This is a genomic window from Hymenobacter sp. BRD67, assembly GCF_013256425.1.
In the GTDB taxonomy this organism is placed as follows: Bacteria; Bacteroidota; Bacteroidia; order Cytophagales; family Hymenobacteraceae; genus Hymenobacter.
Genome location: NZ_CP053904.1, coordinates 410,546 through 435,682, shown reverse-complemented (window position 1 = coordinate 435,682; position 25,137 = coordinate 410,546). Strand labels below are relative to the sequence as shown.

General features: G+C 57.4%; 24 protein-coding genes, 1 tRNA gene, 3 rRNA genes and 2 pseudogenes. 7 read left to right on the top strand and 23 right to left on the bottom strand.

What is annotated here, in order from left to right; all coding sequences use genetic code 11:
• Positions 1-223 precede the first annotated feature (223 nt).
• The 13 genes and pseudogenes from GKZ67_RS24915 to tsaB all read right to left on the bottom strand — a co-directional run.
• A pseudogene (locus GKZ67_RS24915) lies at positions 224-400 on the bottom strand (BatA domain-containing protein); the annotation flags it as partial.
• A gap of 275 nt (positions 401-675) precedes the next feature.
• Positions 676-787, bottom strand: a 5S ribosomal RNA gene (gene rrf / locus GKZ67_RS01985).
• Between the two features lie 84 nt (positions 788-871).
• A 23S ribosomal RNA gene (locus GKZ67_RS01980) occupies positions 872-3,784 on the bottom strand.
• Positions 3,785-3,969: 185 nt separating this feature from the next.
• Positions 3,970-4,043: transfer RNA gene (locus GKZ67_RS01975), tRNA-Ile, on the bottom strand.
• 92 nt (positions 4,044-4,135) lie between these two features.
• A 16S ribosomal RNA gene (locus GKZ67_RS01970) occupies positions 4,136-5,650 on the bottom strand.
• The 16S, 23S and 5S rRNA genes sit together here with 1 tRNA gene alongside, the layout of an rRNA operon.
• Positions 5,651-6,490: 840 nt before the next feature.
• Entirely contained in the window at positions 6,491-7,780 is a 1,290-nt protein-coding gene (locus tag GKZ67_RS01965; RefSeq protein ID WP_173240919.1) for a serine hydrolase, read from the bottom strand.
• A 170-nt stretch (positions 7,781-7,950) separates the two neighbouring features.
• Positions 7,951-9,174 carry a hypothetical protein gene (locus GKZ67_RS01960; protein ID WP_173240918.1) on the bottom strand — a complete coding sequence of 408 codons (1,224 nt, stop codon included), beginning with the start codon at positions 9,172-9,174 and terminating at the stop codon, positions 7,951-7,953.
• Between the two features lie 95 nt (positions 9,175-9,269).
• Positions 9,270-9,722, bottom strand: coding sequence for an amino acid permease (locus GKZ67_RS22355; RefSeq protein WP_217278665.1), 453 nt, complete (start codon positions 9,720-9,722; stop codon positions 9,270-9,272).
• Entirely contained in the window at positions 9,701-10,267 is a 567-nt protein-coding gene (locus GKZ67_RS22350; protein ID WP_254245007.1) for an APC family permease, read from the bottom strand. Before GKZ67_RS22350 ends, GKZ67_RS22355 begins: the two co-directional genes overlap by 22 nt.
• 43 nt (positions 10,268-10,310) lie before the next feature.
• A pseudogene (locus GKZ67_RS24910) lies at positions 10,311-10,544 on the bottom strand (amino acid permease); the annotation flags it as partial.
• A 165-nt stretch (positions 10,545-10,709) separates the two neighbouring features.
• Positions 10,710-11,231, bottom strand: a complete 522-nt coding sequence (locus GKZ67_RS01950; RefSeq protein WP_173240917.1) for a DUF2480 family protein — start codon at positions 11,229-11,231, stop codon at positions 10,710-10,712.
• A 15-nt stretch (positions 11,232-11,246) separates the two neighbouring features.
• Complete coding sequence (locus GKZ67_RS22905; RefSeq protein WP_254245006.1) at positions 11,247-11,414, bottom strand: hypothetical protein; 168 nt, start codon at positions 11,412-11,414, stop codon at positions 11,247-11,249.
• Positions 11,384-11,944 (bottom strand): tRNA (adenosine(37)-N6)-threonylcarbamoyltransferase complex dimerization subunit type 1 TsaB, encoded by a 561-nt coding sequence (gene tsaB, locus GKZ67_RS01945; RefSeq protein ID WP_254245005.1) that lies wholly within the window; start codon positions 11,942-11,944, stop codon positions 11,384-11,386. Before tsaB ends, GKZ67_RS22905 begins: the two co-directional genes overlap by 31 nt.
• A gap of 92 nt (positions 11,945-12,036) precedes the next feature.
• Here tsaB and GKZ67_RS01940 point away from each other — a divergent pair, with 92 nt between their 5' ends.
• From GKZ67_RS01940 to GKZ67_RS01930, 3 genes are all read left to right on the top strand, one after another.
• Positions 12,037-12,564: an FAD/NAD(P)-binding protein gene (locus GKZ67_RS01940; RefSeq protein WP_173240916.1), complete on the top strand. Its 528-nt coding sequence runs from the start codon at positions 12,037-12,039 to the stop codon at positions 12,562-12,564.
• A 68-nt stretch (positions 12,565-12,632) separates the two neighbouring features.
• Positions 12,633-13,106 carry a hypothetical protein gene (locus tag GKZ67_RS01935; protein ID WP_173240915.1) on the top strand — a complete coding sequence of 158 codons (474 nt, stop codon included), beginning with the start codon at positions 12,633-12,635 and terminating at the stop codon, positions 13,104-13,106.
• Positions 13,070-13,417, top strand: coding sequence for a hypothetical protein (locus GKZ67_RS01930; RefSeq protein WP_173240914.1), 348 nt, complete (start codon positions 13,070-13,072; stop codon positions 13,415-13,417). Before GKZ67_RS01935 ends, GKZ67_RS01930 begins: the two co-directional genes overlap by 37 nt.
• A gap of 94 nt (positions 13,418-13,511) precedes the next feature.
• Here the strand turns inward: GKZ67_RS01930 and GKZ67_RS01925 are convergent, their stop codons facing one another.
• Positions 13,512-13,781 (bottom strand): hypothetical protein, encoded by a 270-nt coding sequence (locus tag GKZ67_RS01925; RefSeq protein WP_173240913.1) that lies wholly within the window; start codon positions 13,779-13,781, stop codon positions 13,512-13,514.
• Positions 13,782-14,471: 690 nt separating this feature from the next.
• Here GKZ67_RS01925 and GKZ67_RS01920 point away from each other — a divergent pair.
• On the top strand, positions 14,472-14,738 hold the full coding sequence (locus GKZ67_RS01920) for a hypothetical protein (protein ID WP_317172215.1): 267 nt from the start codon (positions 14,472-14,474) through the stop codon (positions 14,736-14,738).
• Between the two features lie 72 nt (positions 14,739-14,810).
• Here GKZ67_RS01920 and GKZ67_RS01915 read toward each other — a convergent pair whose 3' ends face one another.
• The 7 genes from GKZ67_RS01915 to GKZ67_RS01885 form a co-directional block, all read right to left on the bottom strand.
• A complete protein-coding gene (locus tag GKZ67_RS01915) occupies positions 14,811-15,461 on the bottom strand; it encodes an NAD-dependent epimerase/dehydratase family protein (protein ID WP_173240912.1) in 651 nt (216 codons plus the stop codon).
• A gap of 80 nt (positions 15,462-15,541) precedes the next feature.
• Positions 15,542-16,342: a pyrroline-5-carboxylate reductase gene (proC, locus tag GKZ67_RS01910; RefSeq protein WP_173240911.1), complete on the bottom strand. Its 801-nt coding sequence runs from the start codon at positions 16,340-16,342 to the stop codon at positions 15,542-15,544.
• Positions 16,343-16,491: 149 nt separating this feature from the next.
• Entirely contained in the window at positions 16,492-17,631 is a 1,140-nt protein-coding gene (locus GKZ67_RS01905; protein WP_173240910.1) for an acyltransferase family protein, read from the bottom strand.
• Positions 17,632-17,722: 91 nt separating this feature from the next.
• Positions 17,723-19,459 (bottom strand): glycoside hydrolase family 10 protein, encoded by a 1,737-nt coding sequence (locus tag GKZ67_RS01900; protein WP_173240909.1) that lies wholly within the window; start codon positions 19,457-19,459, stop codon positions 17,723-17,725.
• A 284-nt stretch (positions 19,460-19,743) separates the two neighbouring features.
• Complete coding sequence (locus GKZ67_RS01895; protein WP_173240908.1) at positions 19,744-20,157, bottom strand: cupin domain-containing protein; 414 nt, start codon at positions 20,155-20,157, stop codon at positions 19,744-19,746.
• Positions 20,158-20,183: 26 nt separating this feature from the next.
• Positions 20,184-20,450, bottom strand: coding sequence for a hypothetical protein (locus tag GKZ67_RS01890; RefSeq protein WP_173240907.1), 267 nt, complete (start codon positions 20,448-20,450; stop codon positions 20,184-20,186).
• Between the two features lie 100 nt (positions 20,451-20,550).
• On the bottom strand, positions 20,551-20,850 hold the full coding sequence (locus GKZ67_RS01885; RefSeq protein WP_173240906.1) for a hypothetical protein: 300 nt from the start codon (positions 20,848-20,850) through the stop codon (positions 20,551-20,553).
• 128 nt (positions 20,851-20,978) lie between these two features.
• On the opposite strand from GKZ67_RS01885, the gene GKZ67_RS01880 reads away from it, so the two are divergent.
• The 3 genes from GKZ67_RS01880 to GKZ67_RS01870 are packed head-to-tail and all read left to right on the top strand — an operon-like array spanning position 20,979 to position 23,753.
• Complete coding sequence (locus GKZ67_RS01880) at positions 20,979-21,800, top strand: hypothetical protein (RefSeq protein WP_173240905.1); 822 nt, start codon at positions 20,979-20,981, stop codon at positions 21,798-21,800.
• 34 nt (positions 21,801-21,834) lie between these two features.
• Positions 21,835-22,692, top strand: a complete 858-nt coding sequence (locus GKZ67_RS01875; protein ID WP_173240904.1) for a rhomboid family intramembrane serine protease — start codon at positions 21,835-21,837, stop codon at positions 22,690-22,692.
• Positions 22,693-22,751: 59 nt separating this feature from the next.
• On the top strand, positions 22,752-23,753 hold the full coding sequence (locus GKZ67_RS01870) for a zinc-binding dehydrogenase (protein WP_173240903.1): 1,002 nt from the start codon (positions 22,752-22,754) through the stop codon (positions 23,751-23,753).
• An 87-nt stretch (positions 23,754-23,840) separates the two neighbouring features.
• On the opposite strand, the gene GKZ67_RS01865 is transcribed toward GKZ67_RS01870, so the two are convergent.
• Positions 23,841-24,338, bottom strand: coding sequence for a hypothetical protein (locus GKZ67_RS01865; protein WP_173240902.1), 498 nt, complete (start codon positions 24,336-24,338; stop codon positions 23,841-23,843).
• 60 nt (positions 24,339-24,398) lie between these two features.
• Complete coding sequence (locus GKZ67_RS01860; RefSeq protein ID WP_173240901.1) at positions 24,399-25,094, bottom strand: OmpH family outer membrane protein; 696 nt, start codon at positions 25,092-25,094, stop codon at positions 24,399-24,401.
• Positions 25,095-25,137: the final 43 nt, after the last annotated feature.

Here is a 25,137-nt window from a genome sequence, read left to right as displayed (position 1 = left end):
TAAAATGGGTACCCGCGCCGTAGCTCTTGCCTAATGCCGCAGCCCCGGCAGTCGCCTCCTGCACCAGCTGCGACTGTGATACCCCGGCTGCCTGCATACTGCCCGAATTATCAATCAATACACTAACAGTTCCATTAGTCACCTGAGCCGCACTACTGGTAACCGGCAGAAAAGGCTGACAAAACAGTAGTACCAGAAACACGATAGCCGCTACTCGCGCCAATAACACTAGCAACTCTTGCAGCTGCCGCCGGCGCATAGTAGTCAGTTCTACTTCACGAATAAAACCGGTATTAGTAAAAAGCACCCGTTGCGGTCGTCGCAGTTGCAGCAAATGGATTACCACTGGTACACCTGCTGCCAGCAACCCCCACAAAAAGCCTGGATATAATAACTGCATTTTTTCTGTACGCTCACTCGCTATAGTACTCTAAGCGATAACGACAAAACTACCCATTGTATTCATGCAATCACGCAGAACCAGGTCATACTATTACATCGACCAGTAAACCAAGCTGAGCTCTATGTCTGATAGTCAGCTATTTGTCAGTTTAGTGATAGACTATAATCTCTAGCAGAGACGGTGTGGGTATGGTAGGGTAGATTAGGCCGGGACGCACAAAAGCCCTGCTCCGGTCGCTGATGAAAGCGCAAGGAGCAGGGCTTTTGTTGTAAAGTTGGCGGCGACCGACTCTCCCACCGGTGAAGGCAGTACCATAGGCGCACCGGGGCTTAACGACTCTGTTCGGAATGGGAAGAGGTGAACACCCGGGCTAAAGCCACCATTGCTGGCGTGGCTGTCGTGTTCAGGACAGCTACAAAACCGTTGACATAAGGGAAAAGAGAAAGAAGTAGAAAGACTGTGTGGGACAAGCGTAAGTCCTCGGTTCCTTAGTACCGCTCAGCTGTGTCATTTCTGACTTTACACCTGCGGCCTATTTACGTGGTCGTCTACCACGAACCTTTCTTTGGGATGACTCATCTGGAGGTGAGTTTCGCACTTAGATGCTTTCAGCGCTTATCTGCTCCCAGCGTAGCTACCCGGCGCTGCCCCTGGCGGGACAACCGGCGCACCAGCGGCTGGTCCAACTCGGTCCTCTCGTACTAAAGTCAGGTCCTCTCAATCATCCAACGCCCACCACAGATAGGGACCGAACTGTCTCACGACGTTCTGAACCCAGCTCGCGTGCCACTTTAATCGGCGAACAGCCGAACCCTTGGGACCTTCTCCAGCCCCAGGACGTGACGAGCCGACATCGAGGTGCCAAACCTCCCCGTCGATATGAGCTCTTGGGGAGATCAGCCTGTTATCCCCGGCGTACCTTTTATCCTTTGAGCGATGGCCCTTCCATGCGGAACCACCGGATCACTATATCCGTCTTTCGACCCTGCTCGACTAGTCAGTCTCACAGTCAAGCCCGCTTCTACTATTGCGCTCTACGTACGGTTACCAAGCGTACTGAGCGGACCTTTGAAAGCCTCCGATACTCTTTTGGAGGCGACCACCCCAGTCAAACTACCCAGCAGCCACTGTTCTCTGAAGACTCAGAGTTAGGCAACAGGCACAGTAAGGGCGGTATTTCAACGTTGGCTCCACAAGACCTAGCGGCCCTGCTTCGACGCCTCCCGCCTATGCTACACATACTGAACCCATCACCAATGGCAACCTATAGTAAAGGTGCACGGGGTCTTTCCGTCCCGTGGCGGGTACTCGGCATCTTCACCGAGACTACAATTTCACCGAGCTCACGGCTGAGACAGCACCCAAATCGTTACACCATTCGTGCAGGTCGGAACTTACCCGACAAGGAATTTCGCTACCTTAGGACCGTTATAGTTACGGCCGCCGTTTACTGGGGCTTCGATTCAAGCCTTCGCCTTGCGACTAAGCTCCCCTCTTAACCTTCCAGCACCGGGCAGGTGTCAGGCCTTATACGTCCGCTTACGCGTTAGCAAAGCCATGTGTTTTTGTTAAACAGTCGCTTGGGTCTTTTCACTGCGGCTTCTCTATCACTAGAGGAAGCGTCCCTTCTCCCGAAGTTACAGGACCATTTTGCCGAGTTCCTTGGCCGTGATTCACTCGAGCGCCTCAGGATACTCTCCTTGACTACCTGTGTCGGTTTGCGGTACGGGCCGAAACAGAATACAACGTTTAGCAGCTTTTCTTGGCAGTCCTTAGGTACACTATCCACGTGGCCCGAAGGCCGTGTGGTACTATCACCTTTCCCCTAGGTTGGCGTACTTAACTACCATCCTACTAGGTACGGGCTTTAACGAGCACTTCCGTCCGCTCGCGGTACGTTCATTCCTGCGTCCCTGCATCACTTTCTGTTCCGGGGCCAGAATATCAACTGGCTTGCCATCGGGTACACCTCTCGGCTCTCCCTTAGGTCCCGCCTAACCCAATTCCGATTAGCGTTGAATTGGAAACCTTAGTCTATCGGCGAATAGGTTTCGCACCTATTTTATCGTTACTCATGCCTACATGTGCTTTTCTGGACGCTCCACCATGCCCTGACAGGACGGCTTCTCCGCAACCAGAATGCTCCCCTACCACTTGACACATACATGTCAAATCCCGCGCTTCGGTGCCTAGCTTGATGCCCGCGTATTATCGATGCCCGGTCGCTCGACCAGTGAGCTGTTACGCACTCTTTAAAGGAATGGCTGCTTCCAAGCCAACCTCCTGGCTGTCAAAGCAACTGGACCTCCTTTGTTCAACTTAGCTAGAACTTAGGGACCTTAGCGGCGGGTCTGGGTTCTTTCCCTCTCGGCCGGGGACCTTAGCACCCCAGGCCTCACTGCCGTGTATGAATTACAGGCCATTCGGAGTTCATCAGGATTCGGTAGGCTCTGACACCCCCTAGTCCTATTGGTAGCTCTACCTGCCTGTAACCTAACCACGACGCTGTACCTCAATACATTTCGGGGAGTACGAGCTATTTCCTAGTTTGATTGGCCTTTCACCCCTACCCTCAAGTCATCCAAATCCTTTTCAACGGAAACTGGTTCGGACCTCCACAGCGTGTTACCGCTCCTTCATCCTGCTCAAGGGTAGCTCACTAGGTTTCGCGTCTACCCCCCCTGACTACGCGCCCTATTCAGACTCGCTTTCGCTGCGGCTGCGCGCCTTTAAGCGCTTAACCTTGCCAGGGAGGAGTAACTCGTAGGCTCATTATGCAAAAGGCACGCTATCAGACTACAAAAGTCCTCTAACTGCTTGTAAGCACACGGTTTCAGGTTCTTTTCACTCCGCTATCCGCGGTTCTTTTCACCTTTCCCTCACGGTACTGGTTCACTATCGGTGTCTCAGGAGTATGTAGCCTTAGCGGATGGTGCCGCTGGATTCAGACGGGGTTTCTCCGGCCCCGCCCTACTCAGGATCCTGCTACCGTGAATCAGAATTGTCGCTTACCGGGCTCTCACCGTCTCTGGCGTGTTTTCCCACACACTTCAGCTAACTCGATTCAATCAGATCTTGCAGTCCTACAACCCCAGAGCGGCCGTAACCGCCCTAGTTTGGGCTCCTCCCCGTTCGCTCGCCACTACTTGGGGAATCATTGTTATTTTCTGTTCCTGTCGGTACTGAGATGTTTCAGTTCCCAACGTTTGCCCTCTTCTCCTAAAAGAAGAGTCACTGGTCTTCAACCAGCGGGGTTGCCCCATTCGGACATCCGGGGATATAACGGATATGTGCTCCTCCCCCGGCTTATCGCAGCTTATCGCGTCCTTCTTCGCCTCTGAGACCCTAGGCATCCCCCGTGTGCTCTTGCTTACTTCTCGCTTGCGACTTGCTCAATTGCTTGAGCCAAGTTGAGTAGGTATCCTAAAATACCTACCCCCGCTTTTTACTTCTCTCTCTTGTTTTCCCTTACGTCAAAGAACGTTTACCATCCACTTGATGATAAAGGTGGAATAGCTGAATTACTTCATGCTAAACCAAATTTTTACTTAGTATTAATGGCAGAGTGGGCCTGCCTGGACTCGAACCAGGGACCTCTACATTATCAGTGTAGCGCTCTAACCACCTGAGCTACAAGCCCAATATACCAAGATTTATTATTTGAATGATGGAAAAGACGCGTGATATAGTATCACGTAACATTTATTGAACTCACGAGTCGAACTGCTCCAGAAAGGAGGTGATCCAGCCGCACCTTCCGGTACGGCTACCTTGTTACGACTTAGCCCTAATTACCTGTTCTACCCTAACTGGCTTCGTTGCGGAGCACCAGCTTCAGGTCTACCAGACTTTCATGGCTTGACGGGCGGTGTGTACAAGGCCCGGGAACGTATTCACCGCGCCATGGCTGATGCGCGATTACTAGTGATTCCAGCTTCACGGAGTCGAGTTGCAGACTCCGATCCGAACTGAGAACGGCTTTTCGAGATTGGCATCTGGTCGCCCAGTAGCTACCCGCTGTACCGTCCATTGTAGCACGTGTGTCGCCCTAGGCGTAAGGGCCATGATGACCTGACGTCGTCCCCGCCTTCCTCACTGCTTGCGCAGGCAGTCTGGCTAGAGTCCCCACCATTACGTGCTGGCAACTAACCATAGGGGTTGCGCTCGTTGCGGGACTTAACCCAACACCTCACGGCACGAGCTGACGACGGCCATGCAGCACCTTGCTTTGTGTCCCGAAGGAAAGGCTCATCTCTGAGCCGGTCACGCGCATTCTAGCCTAGGTAAGGTTCCTCGCGTATCATCGAATTAAACCACATGCTCCACCACTTGTGCGGGCCCCCGTCAATTCCTTTGAGTTTCACCGTTGCCGGCGTACTCCCCAGGTGGGATACTTATCGGTTTCCCTAAGCCACGGACAATCTTTAGCCCGCAGCGAGTATCCATCGTTTACGGCGTGGACTACCAGGGTATCTAATCCTGTTCGCTCCCCACGCTGTCGTGCCTCAGCGTCAGTAACAGCCTAGTCAGCTGCCTTCGCAATCGGGGTTCTGGACCGTATCTATGCATTTCACCGCTACTCGGTCCATTCCGCCAACCTCGTCTGTACTCAAGCTCTCCAGTATCCAGGGCAGTTCCGTTGTTAAGCAACGGGCTTTCACCCCGGACTTAAAGAGCCGCCTACGCACCCTTTAAACCCAATAAATCCGGACAACGCTCGCACCCTCCGTATTACCGCGGCTGCTGGCACGGAGTTAGCCGGTGCTTATTCTGCAGGTACCGTCATCACACTACACGTAGTGCTTATTCTTCCCTGTCAAAAGCAGTTTACGACTCAGAAAGCCTTCGTCCTGCACGCGGCATGGCTGGGTCAGGCTCTCGCCCATTGCCCAATATTCCCTACTGCTGCCTCCCGTAGGAGTCGGGCCCGTATCTCAGTGCCCGTGTGGGGGACCAGCCTCTCAGCTCCCCTAGTCATCGTCGCCTTGGTCAGCCGTTACCCAACCAACTAGCTAATGACCCGCAACCCCATCCAACACCAATAAATCTTTAATAACTGCCCGATGCCGGACTATTATCTTATGCGGTATTAATCCGCCTTTCGGCGGGCTATCCCCAGTGCTGGGTAGGTTAGTTACGTGTTACGCACCCGTGCGCCACTAGATGTATTGCTACACCCCGTTCGACTTGCATGTATTAGGCCTGCCGCTAGCGTTCATCCTGAGCCAGGATCAAACTCTCCATTGTAAAATATTCCAAATTCACTACCGTAGTAGGAACGATGTCGAGTGCTAATCCGACTCGTATTGACGAGTTCAATTTTAATGTTACGTTTCTGCCTACTTGCATAAGCATACTTACCATTTTGTCTTTTCCAGTCATTCAAAGAACGTTTGCTGCTTCCAATTGAAGCGGCGTAGCGGGTTGTTTAATAACCCCCTTTTGCTGTATTGCAGCACCCTGTTTTTAGTTGGGAGTGCAAAGGTACGATAAATTTTTTACTTTGCAAGCTTCAAAGCAAAAATTCTTTTAAACTTTCTGCCTGCTTCTTGCTGCTCAGACTTCCGGTTGAAGCGTGTTGCAAAGGTAAGAAAAAAATCAGGTTTTCAAAAGCTGAACGAGCAATTTTTTAAATTTTCTCGTTTCATCTTGTCAATCCAACCAGCTACAATTAAGCTGATTTTGTAAGCTAACCAGCTGTTAGCCAGCGGCCTGCTTTACAGAGTTTCCAAACCATTGTTCTGTTTGGGAGTGCAAAGGTAGCAATATTTCTCGACTTTCCAAATTTAAGGCGAAAAAAATTTAGTTTTTCAGCCTCTTCTTCGGCGCTTCCGATGAGCCGTTTCTGGAACGGGGTGCAAAACTACGCTGAGGATTTGAGAATCTGCAAGCACGCTGGAGATTTATTTCCGGTCGGCTTTCTTGCCCGCTTCCGTTCGATTTGGGAGTGCAAAAGTACCAGGAAAATCGGCGATAGCCAATGGTAGCCGGCCTTTTTTCGTTAAGCTGCAGGTTGTACTGGCGGCGGGAGTAGCGGGGTGGTGTAGCAGTCAGGTGGTTAGCAAACCGGGGGCTGAAGAAAAAAATTCAGGGTTGCGGGTCTTTTTGGAAGAAGGGGGTAAGGTCGGGGCGATATTGACGGGGGCGGCGGGCTTCGTATTGATAAAAAAGCTGGCCTAACTGGGCCAGAAAGGACTCGCCGATGGTATCGTATTCGTAGTTAGCGTCGTTGATAATGCCATCCTGGTTGACGTAGAGGACGGCGCTGAGCAGGAATTCGGACTGGTGGAGAGAATCGGCGAAGTAGGCGACATCGGCCAGGTAGCCGTGCGACATACCCACGATATTAAAGATTCGCAGGCCAGCCTGAGGTTGGGCTTCTGGCTGACGACCATAATAGAGGTACTTTTTGTAGGCGTCGAAATACTTGGGCGCGGCGTAGGTGCTGAAGTGGCTGGCGTGCGGGGTAAGATGCAGGTACTGGCGCAGGAAAGAATAGTCGGCCGCCGAGAGTTTCAGGCGCTGGGCGCTGGGCACGGCATCGGGGAAAAGGGCACTTTGGAGTAGCGCAGTAATATCGGGCAGCGGCAGGTTGTTGGCGGTGGTGAAATCGTAAGGGTGGTGGATGAGGCGGCTGCCCACTTTGTATGCGTGGCCAGCGAAGACTGGCCCAAGCGGAGGTGCGGGCGTGCGCGGGTTGATTTTGGCTGGCTCTTTATATAAGGTATCGCCGGAGGGACTGTGAAAGGCAATCGGATTGGTATGGCGATTGGTAGCCGTATCGCAGGGCGCGAATCGGCGGACGATGCGGCTCCCCGGATAGCCGAGTTGCTGAAGGCGGTCGTTGAGCGGCTTTTGGCCAAGAAACTCGTAGAGGCGGTTGTAAGCGAGGTTGTCGCTGACGAGCAGCATCCGCTTGATGTAATTGCCGACGGTAGCCTGGCGGTCGGAGTCGGCGGGGGCAGCAAAGGGTACGGACGTCTGGCAGCGCCAAGCAACGCCGGTAGACATAATTGTACTCCTATTAATAGGACTCGGAAGCGTGTGGAGCTTTTCGAGAGACAGCAGGGCAACGGGCAGCTTTACCAGGCTGGCGGGGTTGAAGTACTGCTGGGGATTGAGGTGATAGGTGTGGCGAGTGAAGTGTGGGACGTTGTGGGAGTCGCGATTTATTTGGGTGTAGATGATTTGGAGTTGGTACTGGTCGGTATGGGCGAGCACCTGGCTTAGCTGAGGAGCCGTGCGCAGCAGGCTATCGAGCAGGCGGGAATCCTCTCCTACCGCGGCTGACACCGCTTTTATTTGGGGAGCAGCGGCCGACTGAGCGAGCACGGCAGTAGTAGCCAGCATACTTATACTGAAGAGAACAGCTTTCATATCAGATAGCATAACAGGAATAAAGAAGGCCGTGATGTTGCCATCACGGCCTTGTAATCTGCTTCGTTTAGACAGGTTCTATGCTTTTGCCAGGAGCAAGCCACGGCTTGGGCAACCTGGCGGCAAATTACCTTCCTTATTATAAAGAAGTGAGCCTTGCGGCTTATTGCTCACTTTTTACGACGAGCCAAGAGGAGGTTGCTGTCGGTCTGGCGCCAGTTGTAGCCAGTACCGAACGGCAGTGGGCGGGCGTGGTGCAGGCTATCGTGGTAAGCAGTGGTCAACTCGGGCTGGTATTGCTTGGCAAACAGGTTGATAGGACGTTTATAGGTACCGTAGTAAGTAAACTGCCAGTCGGTTTTGGGGAAATACTTCATGGCGATACCCGAGTCGTCTTGCAGAATGTACTGGCTTTGCGCTAAAATCAGGTTACGGATTTTAGAGAAGTAAGACTTGTGCATGAGGTAGGTGGCCGACTTCACGTAGGTAGTAAGCGGGCCAAGACTGCGCACGTAGCGCAAGGGGGCATCCTTGGAAGTCAGCTTCCAGTCGCTGAGGTCGGCCGAAAAGTAGTAGATGGTCTTTGCAGAGCCATCGGCCGCTTGCAGCTTCAGCTCAGCGCCCTGAATGGCTTTGGAACCCGGCGCACGAGTGGTATCGGCTACAGCGTGGAGTTGGCCCTGCGCATCGAGCTGCACGGGGCGCACCGACTGGAGATGATTGCCAGTGCGGGCGGCAAAGAGCATAATAAGCGGCACGGCCCCGTCGAGATTAACCGACTTGAGGTCTACGGCCATATCGTTGGTACGGAAGAAGCTGAAATTCAGCACCGACCACAACGATTTCTTAACGGCACTCAGTAACACCGGGTTATCAAGGTTGGCCTGGGTTGGCACGCTACCCACGGGCTCCAGCCCGACCATTACATAGGTACGGCTGTCGGGAAACATGGTGAAGGCATTCAGAAAGTCGGGGCCGCTGAACGGATAAAACAGCGTCGGCGTGGCCTGGCGCACCGAGTCCAACTCGGTAGCTGCCCAGCGGTTCATGCGGTCGGTGTGAGTGGTGCGGTATTTGGCCCAGCTTTTATCCTGGTCTTTGGCGAAAGCCTGCCACGTGGGTTGGGCAGCAAGGGTAGCCAATGGAGAGCCGGCTTTGGGGGGCAGCCCAGCCAGGTAGTTGGCTATATTCTGCACGTTTGCCGTGTCGGCTATGGCGGCGGTAGCCCTAGGGGCGTGGGCGGTGCTATCGCGGGGCGGCGGGGCGTGCTGGGGAGCTACCTTTTGGGCCGTATCGGCCATTGTTTCGGTAGTAGCTTGGTGCTCCGTCGAGGTTTGGGAACATGCGGCCAGCAAGGCGAAGGCCGGCAGCAGAGATAGCAGAGAAAGACGCATTAGCAAGGTGTAGTCCAGCCGGTCGGTATATAGATTTCGGCTATTATTTAAAAGGAGAGGGCTTGGGCGTAAAGGTCCGTACTTTCCGGCAAATCTTAGGAAAGCGGCTCACGGCCAAATTTTTGCGCTGCAAAGTAAACCAGCAAGCCACTAGCCACGGTGGCCAAGCCGTAGAGCGACTCAGTAGGTTTGTCTTTAATAATGAAAACCAGGGTCCAGGCACTCAAGGCTAGAAAAATCAGGGGCGTAATAGGGTAACCCCAGGCCCGGTACGGGCGCGGCAAGGCCGGCTGCCGCCAGCGCAGCACAAAAACGCCCAATACCGTAAGAAACGTGAACAGGTTAAGCACGAAGCCGGCGTAAACCAGCACGGCTTTGAAGTCGGGTTTTAAGATAAATACCAGCGTAATAGCCACTTGCAAAGCTAAAGCGCGTACCGGAATGCCGGCCCGGCTGCGCTGGGCCAGCCAGCGCAGGGCGGGCAGGTCCTCGCCCATCGTTTGCACGATGCGGGGACCGGCAAAAATCATGGCGCTAATGGTAGACACGAGCAGGGCGGCGATAACGCCCCCGTGAGGCGGCCCAGCACCGGGCCGAAAAGCCAGCTGGCCGCCAGGTAGCCTACTTCAACCTGCCCCTTGAGCACGCCCAGCGGCGTGGCCCGTAGAAACACGTAGTTCAAGCCTACATATAAGAGCAGTACCACGGCGGTGCCCGTGAGCAGAATACGGGAGAGGTTACGCTGCGGGTTTTTAATTTCGCCGGTAACGTACACGGCGGCGTTCCAGCCCGAATAGGCGTAGCTGACGTACACCAGCGACACGGCAAAAACCGGACTCAGCAGCGAGCGCCAACTGGCTGAGTCAGGAGCAAAGCTAATCGGTTGTGCGTTGCCCAGAAACAGCCCGGCCCCAATAAAGCCCACTAGCACAAGCACTTTGACTGCGGTAATTGCTACCTGCAAGCGGCTGCCGGCGCGCGTGCTGCGGCCATGCACCAGGGCCAGCGCCAGCACTACGCTCACGGCCAGCACCGTGCCCCTGTGCCCCGGTTGCCAGCGGAGCCGCCAGCGCGGGCCACACACTTTGGGCATATTGGGCGAGGGCCAGGGCCGCCAGCGCGGTAGGGGCTGCAAAGCCCACCGTGGCCGACACCCAGCCGGAAAGAAAGCCCAGCGCCGGATGATATATCTGACTTAAATAATGGTACTCGCCACCCGAGCGGGGCATGGCGGCGGCCAGCTCACCGTAGCTGACGGCCCCGCACAGCGCAATGAGGCCGCCTATTACCCACAGCATGAGCAGCGCGAAACCGCTTTGGATGCCTAGTATCTGGAAGCCGAGGCTGGTAAAAACGCCCGTCCCGACCATGTTGGCGATGACAATGGCGGCCCCGGTGCGGAAATTTATCTGGTAAGGTTGAGCTTGCACGCTAGCAAAGGTCGGGACTGCGCGCGTTGCGGCACCTACGGCGCGGACAACGATAGGCAGCCCGGCAAGCTTCACAAGGGCTGTAAATATTAATTATTTACTATATTAACTCAGCGCAGCTTTGGCCTTTTTGTAGAGCGGTACGGTGCTGCACGGCTCGCCATACATGATGCTGGCCGCCACGGGCAGCAGGCGCTGCATAATGGCGACGTAGGCAAAGGTGGGCACCGGCTTATCGCCGCAGCCTTTGATGACGAGCTTGGCATCTTGATAATCAGCGGGATTGATGCTGGCGATGGCTTCTTCGAAAAGCGACTGCTCCAGGGCTTCGGGACTGCCAAACACGTAGCGATGGGCGTGGCCCTGCAGCTTGCTGGCCAGCAGCATATAGGCCCAGGTGGGCACAATGGCATCGGCCGAGCAGATGATGGCGACATTCTGGCCGTTGTACTGCGCCCAGTCGTGGGTCTTGACGAATTCGCGAAAATCCTTTTCGCGCAGCATCAAGCCGTGAAAGAGGTTGTCTTTGATATCGTACACAACGCGGTCGCCGGGGTGAATGTACTCTTCCAGATTGAGGGTAACGAGGCCCGAGGCAGCCACCCGGTTAACAAATAGCGGTTCCATAGTACAAAGTGAATATTAAGCAGACTTTGGGGTAGTTGTGTAAACTTCTTTTAAGTAAAAAGGCTCATAATAAGCCACATCCTGAAACTGCTGGCGCTGATAAGCAGTGAAAGCCAGCTCGCCAATACTGGTGGCGGTGGGCTGCACGTCAGTCAGAAAAACCGCGTTCGGGTTGCCGGCCACCAGCGCCTGGAATTTGGCGGCCCCGAGCCAAAGAATAACACAGAGCGGTCGGCTAAATGTTCGGCCAGCGAGCTGGCGTCGAGCACCAGGTTGGTGGGCGGCAGCAGCGGCTGCGCATCGGCCTGATATAGTGCCGTATATACCTCCAGCCGACGGGCATCAAGCATCGGGCAAAACAGATAGTTGGCGGCGCGGGGCGTGCGCACGGCTACCTGATGCGCCAGCGCAGGCAGCGTGCCGACAGCCAGCAGCGGAATATCGAGCGCAAAGCATAGCCCTTTGGCGGCAGCGGCCCCGATGCGCAGCCCGGTGTAAGAACCGGGGCCATCGCTCACGGCCACAGCGCCCAGGTCGGCCAGCTGGTGGCCGGTATTGGTCACGAGCTGCTCGATAAGCACAGTAAGGTGCGTAGAATGAGACTTTTCGAGCCGCAATTCGGCCTGGCCGAGCAGGCGGCCATCGGAGAGGTGGTGCAGGGCTACGGCGCAGATAGGCGACGAGGTTTCGAGCGAAAGCAGGAGGGTAGACATAAGCAACCGGCAAGTTCCGGCCAGATGAGAGTTATTTGCAAACCAACCTGGTGCACGTTTGTCCGTTTTAGGTTGCCCAACCGTCCTTCTCTATGACTTTTTCTACGCCGCGCTTTGCTGTTACCATTGTGGGCGGTGGCTTTGCGGGCACGGCATTGGCCCTGCACCTGACCCGGCTGGCCGGGCCGCTGCCGCTCGATGTGGCCCTGGTAGAGCCGCGTGCGCAGCCGGGGCCGGGGCTGGCTTATTCGCCAGCCTTGCCCGAGCTGTTGCTCAATGTGCGCCCCCGCAACCTGAGTGTGTGGGCCGAAGAGCCGGGACATTTTGCCGACTGGCTGGCCCGGCAACCCGAGGCCGCCGATGGCCTGCCCGAATTTACTTCCCGAGCAGTTTATGGCCGCTACTTACAGCAGGAACTGGCCCAGGTACTAGCCAGGCCGGCCGCCAACGGCGTGTGCATCAGTCACTACGCTAGCTCGGCGGTAGCTGCCCCGCTCCTATCCGATGGCCGCCGTGCCGTACAGCTGGAAAGTGGCCAGTTGCTGCCGAGCAACGCCACCGTGCTGGCGCTAGGTAATTTTCCGCCCCCGCCGCCCACCGGCCCGACCAGCGCTACCTGACACACCCAGGCTATCACGGCGACCCGTGGGCACCCGATACCCTGAGCAGCATTGGCCCCGAGGAGCCCGTGCTGCTGATTGGGGCCGGCCTCACGGCGCTAGATATGCTAGTGGCGCTGCGAGCACAGGGGCACCAGAGCACGGTACAGGTAGTGGCCCGGCGCGGGCGCTGGCCGGCGGTGCATGGCCCGGCCGATAACCCAACTTATCCAAATTTTTATGCTGAGCTGGCCGACGAGCATACGGTGGCCGGCGTGCTGCGGCAGGTGCGCCACCACGTGGCACTAGCCTCCGCACAAGGTATCGACTGGCGGCCAGTGCTTGATGCGCTGCGGCCCGACCTGAGCCGCATCTGGGCGGGCTGGCCACTAGCCGAGCAGGCGCGGTTTCTGCGGCATCTGGCGGGGCGCTGGGCACAGCTACGCCACCGCATTGCCCCAGCGGGGCTACTTTGCTGGCTGATATGGAAGCGAGCGGGCAGTTGCAAACCTGCGCCGGCCGGGCCGTGGAGATTTTGCGCGCTGGTGAAAACCTGCGCGTAGGCGTTACGCGGCCGGGCCAGGCCCGACAGTGGCAGACGGCCCGGCACGTCATCTGCTGTACCGGGCCCCTGCTCGATTACAGCCGCATCGGCACACCGCTGGTGCAGCAGCTACGCACCGACGGCTGCCTCACCCCTGACCCACTGCGGCTAGGGATTATGACCAATACAATGGGGGAACTGCTGGGCTCCGACGGGCAACCGAGCCCGGGCAGCCTTTTTACCCTGGGGCCAGCTGCCGGCCAACTTACTTTGAGTCGACAGCCGTGCCCGAACTACGCCAGCAGGCTGTCAGGCTATCCACGGTTTTAGCCCAGCGCTACCAGCGGACACTACCTTAAAGTAGTCGTGCCCAGCGAAAGCCAAGGCACGACTGGCTTCCGTTATCATCGCGCTCATAGTATTCTTAGGCTGCCAATGGAAGCTGAGCCGGATACATCGGCAGCACGGGCGTTTCGGTGGCATATGGTACGGGCTGCGGACCAGCCACACTACTCAACTCGTCGGCGTGGCGACGCAAGGCGCGCATCAACAAATATTTGTACTTTTCCGCATCGGCCAAGGCCTGGGTAATAGCTGCCACCGCATCGGCGTAGGCTACTACCGGCTGCAAGTCGCGCCGCGGCCGACGAGCTTCGAATACGTGGTTGGCCAGGTAATCAGCAGGATTTTTCATGAGCGTAGCAAAGCGGGTGATGGTATGCTTTTAAAACAGCAGCTCAAGCCGATTAATTCCAGAATTTTTTCTTTTATACCTTTGGCAATCAACGCTTAAGAAGTTTACTATTGGTCCTCGCAGATGTCCAAAGTTTGGCAAGGTTTTGGTAATATCATCTCTGTCATCGACTGGGTTTGTACTCTTGGCTTGCTTCTGTAGCCGGTTTGGAAATTAAACCTATCGGTACTTGTGTTATCTAACCAAACGTTGTTTCAACAACTTTAATGCGGGAGCTTCGGCCCCGGTTTATTATGCGTCGCAATCTGTTTTTTTCCTTGTTTCTGGTACTTGGCCTGGGCTTAGGGCTAAGCAGCTGTGCTCCCGGCGTTTATGCCGGTGCCAGTATTGGCGCACCTTATCCTTATTACGGCTATGGCTACGGCCCACGCTACTATGCGCCACGCCCGGTTATTGTAGCTCCGGTTTATCGGGGCGGCTGGCATGGCGGTGACCGCGGTTGGCACGGTGGAGGAGGGTACCGCGGTGGCTGGCACGGTGGCCGCCACTAAAAATCAGCCCTGCTTGTTCAGTAGCTCTTTTCGCGTTATTTTCGTATAATTCAACTAGGCAGTAGCCTAGGCTCCTTTCGTCTCTTTCTTCAACTTCAAATTGCGTGCTTCGGCACGAATAAGCTATGCGTTTCCGCCCTTGTTGCTCGTGTTTCTGCTGACGCTTGTTAGTGCAAGTGCTGCTTCGGCGCAGGTTGTTATTAGTGCGCGCATTGGTAATCCCTACTATGCCCCACGCCCTTATTATGGCCCAGGCTACTACCCACCGGTAGCGCCGGTGATGGTAGCGCCGCCCGTGTATTATGCGCCGGCTCCTGTTTATTATGCTCCTCGGCCCATTTATTATGCTCCCCGCCCTTACTATGGCCGGGGCTACTACGGCCGCGGATATGGCCGTCGCTGGTAGTTTCGGCGCTTCGGCGGCCACACTTTAATAGACTTAAAAAGTCCTCGTAGCCAATTGGCTGCGAGGACTTTTTTATGGCTTACAAATTTTCTGAGCTGTGAATGCGCAGGCCCCACCATCGTCTTCGGCAGCGTGCAGCATAGACTGGGCTACAGTAGCCGCGGCCACCGGCCGATACTTGCGCCACGCGCCACGTAGGAAAGGCTTAACCAGCGACAGCACCACCGCGCCCAGCCGCTCGCCGAGCCGGGGCTGAGCCCGCTCGCCCAGTAGCAACGAAGGCCGAAAAATATGGATAGCCCGAAATGGTGTCTGGCGCACGGCTTCTTCCATCTCGCCTTTCACGCGGCTGTAGTAAAAACGGGAATTTACGTCTGCTCCCAGCGACGAAACTACCAGAAACTGTGCCGCGAAGTTGGCCGCGGTGAGGGCCGCCAGCTTCACTACATACAGAAAATCAACCGCATAAAATGCCGACTGGGAGCCCGCCTGGCGGATAGTAGTACCCAGGCAGCAGTACACATCGTCGGCAATGAGACGCAGGCGTACGTCTTCGAGCTGGTCCAGTTCAGTAATTACCTGGGTAAGCTTGGGATGCGCAAGACTTACCGAGCGGCGGCCCACAACAATAACTTTAGCATAACGCTCGGAGGCCAACAGCAAGGGTAGCAACTCGCTGCCAATAAGCCCCGTAGCACCGGCAAGTAGCGCTGTTTTTTTCATATATTCCTGAGTAAGTTCCAAGGCCCGCCCCTTGGCCAGAGTGCTTACGCAAGAGCCCGGCCGGCGTTGACGAGGGCCGGCTAGCGGCCCAGCTCTTCGGCGCGATTGCGGGCCGCTTCGGCGCCGGCCATCAGTCCCTCGCGCACTGCCCCGCCTCCGAAAGCCCGGAGAGCTGCCTCGGTGGTGCCACCTTTGGAAGCTACGCGGGCAATCCAGTCCTGGCAGCTCAGTCCGGCCTGGCTGTAGAGCTCCACCGCCCCGCGAAAGGTTTGGCCGACGAGCAGCTCCGCTTCAGCGGGGGTAAAGCCCATTTGGGCAGCGGCCGCCATCAGGGCTTCCATGCAATAATAAACGTAGGCCGGGCCACTGCCCGAGATGGCCGTGCTGGCATCGATGGCGTGCTCGGCTTCTACATAAACCGTTTTGCCAGTGGTACTGAGCAGGTTTTGCACCTGTACCAGCTCGGCGCGGGTTACTTCGTCGGTGCTGGTGAAGGCGGTCATTCCCATCCCAATCTGGGCGGGAAGGTTAGGCATGGCCCGGATGATTTTAGGAGTACCCAGGGCTTCGCGCAACGTGCTGATGCGCACACCGGCCATGATGCTGAGCACCACCTGCTGCGGCTGTACCAGCCCGCTCAGCCGCTCGAACAACTCGGCCGAATCCTGTGGCTTCACCGCCAGAATAATAATATCAACTCCAGGCACGCAATCAGCCGGCTGGCCCCATACCGTGCCGATTTCGTGGGCTGCCAAAGCGGGTACCCGCTCGGGCGAGCGGGCAAGCAGCCGCAGGTCGAGCCGTGAAGTGATATGAGCCCGCACGAAGCTGCGGGCATACGTTAGGCCCATATTGCCGCCACCAATAATCAGTATTTTCATTATCTATTTAATATAAAATATTATCTCAAAAACGAAATTGATTTTCCTACTAAATTCTTATTGTATTATTTTTCAATTAATTACGCTTATGCAATGTGGTTGCATTTAAATAAGTAACAAAAATGCAACTATGTTACGAATTATTTTCTTTAGACTTTCCACACCCAGTTTTGGCGCCGAAGCAGGCTGAGGATACCCAGCCAGATGAGCAAACATACTACTGCCCCTGCCAGCGACGCAGCTCGGGGGTCGCTAAAGAATGGGGCGATGCCCCAGCCGTAAAGCCATTCCTTCAGGCCGACAGGCTGCCCGGCTGGCCCCGGCAGGCACAGCAGGGCGAAGGTGCGGGAAAGGATAGCCGAAAAAAAGAATACGGCAATGGCATTTATTCCGAACGCCAGGGCCGGCGCTAAGCTGCGGCGGTAAACGCGCACATCGTAGAGCCAGTAGAGCGCCGCCAGCAAACCCAGCGCCAGACCACCCGTGAAGAGCACGTAGGAGCTGGTCCACAAGGCTTTATTGAGTGGAAACCAGGTAGCCCAAAGTAGTCCGCCAGCCGTGGCGACCGCGGCGGCGATAGCTAAGCCCGCCGTTTTGCCCACGGGTGCCGGGCCGGACCAGCGCAGCCATTGGCCGGCTAACGCACCGAGCAGGCCCGTACCCAGTGCGGGCAGCGTACCCAGTATGCCCTCAGGGTCCCAGGTGCGCGACTGCGCCCACAGGTGCGGCTCGGTAAGCAGGGTGCGGTCGAGCCAGGCCCCGAAGTTGGTAGCCGGCTCCAGATTGGCAGGACCGATGCCGGGTACCGGCACGAGCTGCATGAGTACGGCGTAGCCGATTAGCACCGCCAGCAATGTGATGGCTTGCGTTTGCCAGCTGGTTTTCAGGTAGATTATACTACACCCCAGGTACACCAGCGCAATGCGCTGCAACACCCCCATGATGCGCACCGTGCCAAAATTGAAGTGTGGATAAAGTGAGGTAAGCACGCCCAGCAAAAACAGGATAGCCGCCCGGCGTGCTACCCGGCCAAGTACTGGCCGGAGCGGCGCGTGGCTGCTTTTGGCCCCGGCCAGCGCATAGGCCAGGCTCACCCCCACGATGAACAGGAAGAAGGGAAAAACCAGGTCGGTAGGCGTGCAGCCGTTCCACTCGGCGTGCTCGAAAGGCGGGTAGATGTGGCCCCAGTCGCCCGGATTATTCACCACTACCATCGCCATTACGGTAAGGCCCCGAAATACATCAAGCGAAACCAAGCGGGTAGAGAAAGCAGAATCGGCAGGGCGCATGCGGCAAATGGCTAAGATACAAGCGCAAAGGTGCCCGGCCGCCTCCATAAAAGCAACCGGGCACTATGGATAGAGCGATACAGCCGCTACTTCAACCCAAAAAGCCGGGCGAAGAAGCCGCGCCGCCGAGGCTTCTCCTTGATTTTGACTTTGGCGGCGGCTTCCTCGGCAGCTGGCAAAGCAGGACGCGGCTGGGGCGCGCCGCCACGGCCACTGGCGGGTGCGGGCGCGCCGCCGGCCGGGCTTCCGCCACGGGCGCAGCCGAGGCGGGCGGGGCGGCTACCAGGGTTTCGACGGGCAGCTTGCCTTCGGTGAAGATGCGCACCGGCAGGCTTTCGTTGTGCAGGCGGTCGACGGCCGTGAGGTAATAGGCGTAGGCCACGCCCGGCTGGGCAGTGGTGTCGGCGAAGGTGGCGGGCTGGGCCAGCCTAGTGGGCCGGATGATACTCAGGATACGGCGCGGGTCGTTGGGGCCCATTACCTGGCCTCGCTCGAAGCGATAGAGCACGTAGTAGGCGGCCAGGTCGCCATCGGCGGCGGGTACGAGGTCGGGCTGCCAGGTGAGGCTGGCGGTATGGCCCTGGCGACGGAGCGCCAGCTCGCGCACGGGGCGCGGGGCCAGGCTATCGAGCCAAGGCATAATGGGTACCAGGGCCGGGGCGCGGTAAAAATCGGTGCGTAGCGAGTCGGAGGTATGCAACGGGTTGGTAGCTAACGACCGGGCCGAGAAAAACACGCTGCCCTGCACATCGTCGGGATAGTCGCGGTTGAGACGCAGCTGGCGCGGCAGCTCGCGCGGGTTGCGCCAGGCCGTGTCGGAGCGAGTGCTTTCGAGCATGCGGTACGTGCCGTGGCCGATGTAGAGGTGGCGCTGAAAGTGGTTGCGCGTCCACCATTCGAGCAGCGTGGCATAGGGCACGAGCCGGAACTTAGTGCTCCAATATAGCTGTGGCAATATATAATCAACCCAACCTTCCTTCAGCCAGAGGCGCGAGTCGGCGTACAGGTTGGAGTAGCTGGGCTGGCCGGCGCGGGTGTCGGAGCCGAGCGGGTCGGAGCTTTTATTCATCCAGACGCCAAACGGCGAAATGCCAAATTTCACCCAGCGCTTGGCCAGGCGAATGCTGTCGTGCAGGTCGTGGATAAGGATATTGACGTTTTGCCGCCGCCAGTCGCCCAGGGAAAGGTTGTCGGGGTTTTGGGTCTGGAAAGCCTGCTCATCGTGAAATACCTGGCCTACTTCTGGATAAGGATAGAAGTAGTCATCAAAATGCACGCCGTCGATATCGTAGCGCCGTACCACATCCATTATCACGCGCTTAATGTGGTCGCGCACGGCCGGCAGGCCAGGGTTATAGAGGTATTGGCTGGAATACTTGATAAACCAATCGGGGTGCTTTTTATAAGGATGTAGCGGGGCCAGCGCCCGCGTCACGGTATCCATGGTAGCGCGGTAGGGGTTGAACCACGCGTGAAACTCCATATTGTGGCGGTGCGCCTCGGCGATGAGGAAGGGCAGCGGGTCGTCGTTTTCGCCGGGCGGCTTGCCCTGGCGGCCGGTAAGGTACTTGCTCCAGGGCTCTAAATCAGACTTATAGAAAGCGTCCGAAACGGGCCTGATTTGCACAAACACCGCATTGAGGCCGGCCCGCTGGCCGGCATCGAGCAGGCGGCGGTATTCGCGGCGGTAGTGCTCGGGCGCTTCGCCGCGCTGGTTGGGCCAGTCGATGTTAGCCACCGTGGCCACCCAGAAACCGCGTAGCTCGCGCTTGGGCGGAGCCGGGCGAAGGTCTTCTTCGCCGGCAATGGCGCCGAGCGTAGGGGGCACCTGCGCCCGCAAGGCAAGCGGCAGCAGGCAAAGAAGGTAACAGAAGAAACGGCGGGGGTAGGAAAACCAGGTACTCAACACAAACACAAAGTACGGGCGGGCAGCCCGGTTGGGAGGCAGGAAGCAAGCAAAAGCTCGTCTTGCGGAGCAAAACGAGCTTTACGAAGGGTTATAGGTTTGCGTAGTGCTTCAAAAAGAGAAAAGCCGAACGTTAACCTATAGTACGCTAGTTTATTGCCATTTATCTCATCCGATAGCAATCATTCATTTTGATCATCATGCTATTACGCATGGGCGGCCTGATATTCGGTCTCTGTGACGCGCTCCAGCCACACGACCACGCCTTTACTGGCAGCCGGGTTAATGGCAATATGGGTAAAGCGACTATAGGCGGTAGCGCCGTGCCAGTGCACCACGTTGGGCGCAATGCTTACGGCTTCGCCGGGGTGCAGCAATTGGGCAGGCTTACCTTTTTCCTGGTAGTAGCCAGTACCACCCGTGGCCACTAGCACCTGGCCGTTAGGGTGCGTGTGCCAGTTATTGCGGGCATCTGGCTCAAAGGTCACCTCCCCTACCACGCAATCCGTAGGGTCATTGGCCGGCACAAGTGGCTTCACCCAGGCTACGCCCGTGAAGTAGTCGGCGGGAGCCCGCGTTGCTCCAGCCGGGGCTGCGGAGTTTTTTTCCTCGTCGCTCATGCGGTAGTATTGTGTTGAATGACAGGTTAGCTGGCTGCGCCCCGGGCTGCCTTGTTGGGGTCCTGGTCTGCATCAGGCAGCTCTTCTCCGCCTTCGAGGCCATTGGTTTGTTCGGCGTCGCCGTAGCCGCCCCGGATGCCGGCACCATCATTGCCCGCCAGCTCATCCTGAGTAGTTTCGGGGGCATCCTGGGCGGGCGGGCGGGCAGCGGTATTTGAAGCGGAGCCAGCCGTTTTGCTTTCTTCAATGCCAGCGGGCCGGCCGGCATCAGGGGCAGGATTGGGAGTTATCATAATCAGGAAGTAAGCGAAAGTAGAAGGGTGAGGAAGTAGAAAAAATGACAGCGTGATTGTAGGAAATCCATCTATGATAACGCTAGCTGCTATCAAGAAGCTAAAGAGTTACCTGACCGATAGCGGTACCGCTGGTGCCCGTGCCGCTGCTAACGCCGGCACCGGGAATAGCAGCGCTTGCGCCTTCGTCGGCTTTCCCCTCAGTCACAATTTTAGCGGCGCGCTTGTCCTGCGCACTGCTGGAAGGGTGGGCATTGCCGCCGCTGCCCGAGTTATCGTCGGCATTGCCACCATACAGGGCATCAGAATTGGTGGGAGCTTCCTGCCGGCCAACAGGCTGGTAATCGTCGGCTTGCACGGGCTGGGTAGCCTGGTCTTTTTCAGAGCGGGTGGTAGACATAGGAGTGACTGGAAAAGGATGTAGTAGCTGTACGCAGGCGGGCGTGGCTGGTTTGCGCGAGTATCTGAAGATTTATACGCATCTTACCCGCGTCAAACGCGGAACTGGCCGCGCATTCTGCTTTTTCTATGTCTTCTGCCACCGATGTGCTACGCGCTAAAACCGACGCGGAGCTCCAGTTTTTTGTCGATAACCCCAACTTCTACCACGCCGACCTTATAACCAATGCCCGGCAGGAGCTACGCCGTCGCGGCATTGCCCCGCTACGACCGGCAGCCAGCGAGGCGAGCGTAACTACTGCCTACGACGAATCTCCGGCTTCGAATCGGCGCCCGCTGGTACTGGGCCTTGTGTTGCTACTCCTGCTTGCAGGGGTAGCCGGCTTTTTCTGGAAAACCCACGCGCCTGCTTCCTCGCGCAGCCTGGGTAGACAGCCCGATAAGCTGTCGCCCGATTCACTCAAGCTCGAGTCAGTTGTGGCCACGCCTATTCCGACTTTCGACAATGACAGAAACGTGGCGCAGCAGCTGGCCCTGGTACCCGCTGCCGAGCGCAGCAGCGCTTCGGCGCAGGCGCTTCGCCAGTACAAAGGGCTGTGCCAGCGCTTCTGGCGGGCGCAAAACCCAACTATTTTTTTAATCAACCAGGCTGGGCGGCAGCAGTCGTACCAGGTGTATACTGCCCAGCTCAGGCTGGTGCAGGGGCAGTGGAACGACCTATACAAGGGACTGGTATACAGCTATAAGCTATCACCTACCATGATGGACCACCTCGCCCGGATGCGCGTGATTGCCCGCATTCAGCGAATGACCCTCACTAAGCTGGAGGCCGCCGCCAGCAACAACATGCCGCTGGTGCTGGACGGCCGCACCCAGCTGGCCCAGGATACGGCTCAGCACCTGCTGGCCCCGCTACAACACCGCGCCGCACCCCTCTCAATACACTTATAAAACCTAATGGGTCCGTTTGGCGGTTAAGCAGGCAATGGACGTTTCCACTCCTGAGGCGGCCGCCGCGCACTTCGCCGAGCGCCCCGACGCCGAGCTGCTTTACCTGGCCCGCCACGCCAGCCGCTACCCGCCAGCCGTGGGGGCTGCTGCTGTGGCCGAGCTTCAGCGCCGGGGGCTGGTGCCCGATACTACCGCGCTGGCAATAGCGGAGGTGCCCGCGCCGGCCGAAGCCACCCCCGAAACGTGGGGTCAGGTGCTGCTACCCGTGCTACGGAGCCTGTTTTGGCCCACCCGGCAGTATTGGGCCGTGCCGCTGCTGCTCAACCTCAACTTCCTCGTGTGGCTGGCCATGACGCTGAGCGGGGTGTCGGCGACGGCTCCTACCGGGCACGAGCTGGTTCGCTGGGGCTCCAATGTCTCGGGCCTCACCTGGCCGCACCAGCCCTGGCGGCTGCTCACCAGCCTGTTTGTGCACGCTGGCCTTACCCACTTGCTGCTCAATGCCGCCAGCTTATGGCTGCTTGGGGTGCTGCTGGAGGCCCGCACGGGTGGCAGGCGTCTGCTGGCCGCTTATCTGCTTAGTGGCCTTGCAGCATCGGCGGCTACGCTGTGGTACCATAGCGGCGGCGTAAACTCGACCGGGGCCAGCGGTGCTATCTTCGGGCTTTATGGCTTGCTGCTGATGCTGCTGCTCAGCAAAAAGATTGTGCTCGATAAATGGGACCGGCGCGGCATGCTGGGCCTGGTACTATACCTGGTGCTTAGCAACTTAATTTCGGGCCTCACGGGTAATATCGACAACATTGCCCACCTGGGGGGCCTGCTGATGGGCCTGCTGGTTGCGCTACCTATGCAGTTGACGATTACCAGTAGCAGCAAGAATAATAAATAACATAATATAAATATTATATTATTCTTTTACAAAACTTTTCTATTCACCTTTCTTCAACAATGCGCGCTCTTCAGCAAGATACACCGCACCAGCCCGCCGTAGTGCGGGAAATTCCGACTCCGCAGCCCGCCGCCGGCGAGGTATTGGTTAAGCTACGGGCAGCGGCGCTCAATCACCGTGATGTCTGGATTCAGAAGGGCCAGTATGCCGGCATCAAGCTCCCCTGCACCTTAGGAGCCGATGGCAGCGGTGAAGTAGCGGCGCTGGGCGCGGGTGTTGAAGGCTGGGCCGTGGGCGCTCCGGTTATTTTATACCCAGGGCTGGAATGGGGCGACAGCCAGCAGGCGCAAGGCCGCAGCTTTCGCGTACTTGGCATGCCCGACCCCGGCACCTTTGCCGAATACCTTGCTTTACCTGCCCGCTGCCTGCGGCCCAAGCCCGCACACCTGAGTTGGGAGCAGGCTGCCGCCCTGCCGCTGGCCGGCCTCACGGCATACCGGGCGGCCTTCGTGCGCGCGCAGGTGCAGCCCGGTGAGCGGGTACTCGTAACCGGCGTAGGGGGCGGCGTGGCGCAGATAGCCGCGCAGCTATGTGCCGCCCGCGGAGCGCAGGTGTGGGTTACCTCGGGCGATGAGGAGAAGATAACGCGCGCCCTGGCCCTGCCGCTGGGCCTGCGTGGGGGCATCAGCTACAAGCAGGCCAACTGGGGCCGCACGCTCACGCAGAGCACAGGAGGCTTCGATGTTATTATCGACAGTGCGGGCGGCGAAGCATTTGGGGCACTGCTCGACATTGCGGCACCGGGCGGGCGCATTGTGTTCTACGGCGCTACGCTGGGCAATATCCCGCAATTGCCGCCCGCCAAGGTTTTCTGGAAGCAACTCAGTATTCTGGGCTCTTCGATGGGCTCGGAGCAGGACTTTGACGCTATGCTTGCCCTGGTAAACGAGCAGCAGCTCGTGCCGATAGTAGATAAGGTATTTCCGCTGGCCGAAGGCGAGGCGGCGCTACGCTACCTCGAAGCCGGCCAGCAGCTGGGCAAGGTAGTGCTCACCTGCTAGTGCCCCGCACTGCTACGCCCAAACAGAGAAGTCCCGGCCAGTAAAGACCAGGACTTCTCTGTTTCACAAGGCTTTTTCGCAAACAACTTACGTAGTGGAACCACCTTTTTGGCTAAGCAGCAGGTCCAGCTTGGTATCTACGCCAGCCAGCTTGGTATCTACGCCAGCCAGCTTGGTGTCCATGCCGGCCAGCTTTGTATCCATGCCAGCCAGCTTTGTGTCCATGCCAGCCAGCTTTGTGTCCATGCCAGCCAGTTTAATGTCTACGTCGGCCAGCTTTGTGTCTGCATCAGACAGCCTCATAGTCACATCGGCCAGCTTCGTAGTAACCTCTGCAAACTGGCCGCGCACCTCAAGCTTAAAATCTGCCAAGTCCGTTTTTACTTCGGCCATGTCAGTCTTTATTTCAATTACCTCGTGGAGCACATAGCTCAGGCTGTCGCTATGTTGGGTAGCTACACTAATTAGCTGCTTAAGCTGGGCTGTGTGGCGGTTGAGTTGGGCCGTATGCTGGTCCAGGATAGCCATGCTCTCAGACATGAGTGGCTCGAGCTGGTCGAGGCGCTGGTCGGCGTTCATAGGCATGAGAAAGGAGTTAAAAGCAATAAACCACTATTCACCAGCTAATATACAGTACCGCAGCTACTATTTCTTGTGGTACTCACTGTTCAGGTAAGCCAGCACCGGCGCTGTGACGTCGAGGCCTTTCTCGCCGTAGGCAATGGTGCCGCTCGGGGCGGCTACTAGTATCATCTTATAGCCGTGAGCCTTGCCATAGGCTTCTACTTTCTTATTTACGCTTTCGAGCACGGTCTGGGTTAGCTTGCCTTCGGCTTCCTGGGCCTGGGCCTGAATTTTCTGCTGCTCGGCGGCACCCTGCTGCTGCTGCTGCTGCAATTTCTGCTCAGCGGCAGCCCGCTGTTCGGGCGTGAGGCCGGCGGCCGTTTTCTGGTACTGCTCTACGGCCGTGCGGAAGCTGCTGACGAGGGCTTGATTCTGACGCTCCCAGCCTTTGGCCTTGCCTTCAAATGAGCGGCGGGCGTCCTTCATACCCTGGTAGCCATCGAGCAGCTTGGCTGACTCTACATACACAATGGCACCGGCGGCGGGGGCCGGGCCGGCGGGCGCCGCGGCTACTGCCGGCGCCGGCGTAGCAGCCGGAGCCGACTCGGCGACGGGCGCGCTGGCAGTGGTGTCGACTACGGGGGCAACCGTTTCGGTAGCGGCCACCGGAGCCACGGCGGGGGCCACGGCCGGCCGCTGGTTGAAATGCAAAAAGTATAGCACCGCCACTGCAAGCAGCAGTACGGCATTAAAAGCTAGTTGGGCAGGATTTTTCATGTTCGCAAAGGTAGCATCATGCGCGAAGAACAATAAGCAGTGC

What these genes read in the sequence shown, in the direction of transcription:
- GKZ67_RS01965 (WP_173240919.1), bottom strand. Translation starts at nt 7,780, where the DNA reads ATGAAAGCTGTTCTCTTCAGTATAAGTATGCTGGCTACTACTGCCGTG.
- GKZ67_RS01960 (WP_173240918.1), bottom strand. Translation starts at nt 9,174, where the DNA reads ATGCGTCTTTCTCTGCTATCTCTGCTGCCGGCCTTCGCCTTGCTGGCC.
- GKZ67_RS22350 (WP_254245007.1), bottom strand. Translation starts at nt 10,267, where the DNA reads ATGCCCAAAGTGTGTGGCCCGCGCTGGCGGCTCCGCTGGCAACCGGGG.
- GKZ67_RS01950 (WP_173240917.1), bottom strand. Translation starts at nt 11,231, where the DNA reads ATGGAACCGCTATTTGTTAACCGGGTGGCTGCCTCGGGCCTCGTTACC.
- tsaB (WP_254245005.1), bottom strand. Translation starts at nt 11,944, where the DNA reads ATGTCTACCCTCCTGCTTTCGCTCGAAACCTCGTCGCCTATCTGCGCC.
- GKZ67_RS01940 (WP_173240916.1), top strand. Translation starts at nt 12,037, where the DNA reads ATGACTTTTTCTACGCCGCGCTTTGCTGTTACCATTGTGGGCGGTGGC.
- GKZ67_RS01925 (WP_173240913.1), bottom strand. Translation starts at nt 13,781, where the DNA reads ATGAAAAATCCTGCTGATTACCTGGCCAACCACGTATTCGAAGCTCGT.
- GKZ67_RS01915 (WP_173240912.1), bottom strand. Translation starts at nt 15,461, where the DNA reads ATGAAAAAAACAGCGCTACTTGCCGGTGCTACGGGGCTTATTGGCAGC.
- proC (WP_173240911.1), bottom strand. Translation starts at nt 16,342, where the DNA reads ATGAAAATACTGATTATTGGTGGCGGCAATATGGGCCTAACGTATGCC.
- GKZ67_RS01905 (WP_173240910.1), bottom strand. Translation starts at nt 17,631, where the DNA reads ATGCGCCCTGCCGATTCTGCTTTCTCTACCCGCTTGGTTTCGCTTGAT.
- GKZ67_RS01895 (WP_173240908.1), bottom strand. Translation starts at nt 20,157, where the DNA reads ATGAGCGACGAGGAAAAAAACTCCGCAGCCCCGGCTGGAGCAACGCGG.
- GKZ67_RS01890 (WP_173240907.1), bottom strand. Translation starts at nt 20,450, where the DNA reads ATGATAACTCCCAATCCTGCCCCTGATGCCGGCCGGCCCGCTGGCATT.
- GKZ67_RS01885 (WP_173240906.1), bottom strand. Translation starts at nt 20,850, where the DNA reads ATGTCTACCACCCGCTCTGAAAAAGACCAGGCTACCCAGCCCGTGCAA.
- GKZ67_RS01880 (WP_173240905.1), top strand. Translation starts at nt 20,979, where the DNA reads ATGTCTTCTGCCACCGATGTGCTACGCGCTAAAACCGACGCGGAGCTC.
- GKZ67_RS01875 (WP_173240904.1), top strand. Translation starts at nt 21,835, where the DNA reads ATGGACGTTTCCACTCCTGAGGCGGCCGCCGCGCACTTCGCCGAGCGC.
- GKZ67_RS01870 (WP_173240903.1), top strand. Translation starts at nt 22,752, where the DNA reads ATGCGCGCTCTTCAGCAAGATACACCGCACCAGCCCGCCGTAGTGCGG.
- GKZ67_RS01865 (WP_173240902.1), bottom strand. Translation starts at nt 24,338, where the DNA reads ATGCCTATGAACGCCGACCAGCGCCTCGACCAGCTCGAGCCACTCATG.
- GKZ67_RS01860 (WP_173240901.1), bottom strand. Translation starts at nt 25,094, where the DNA reads ATGAAAAATCCTGCCCAACTAGCTTTTAATGCCGTACTGCTGCTTGCA.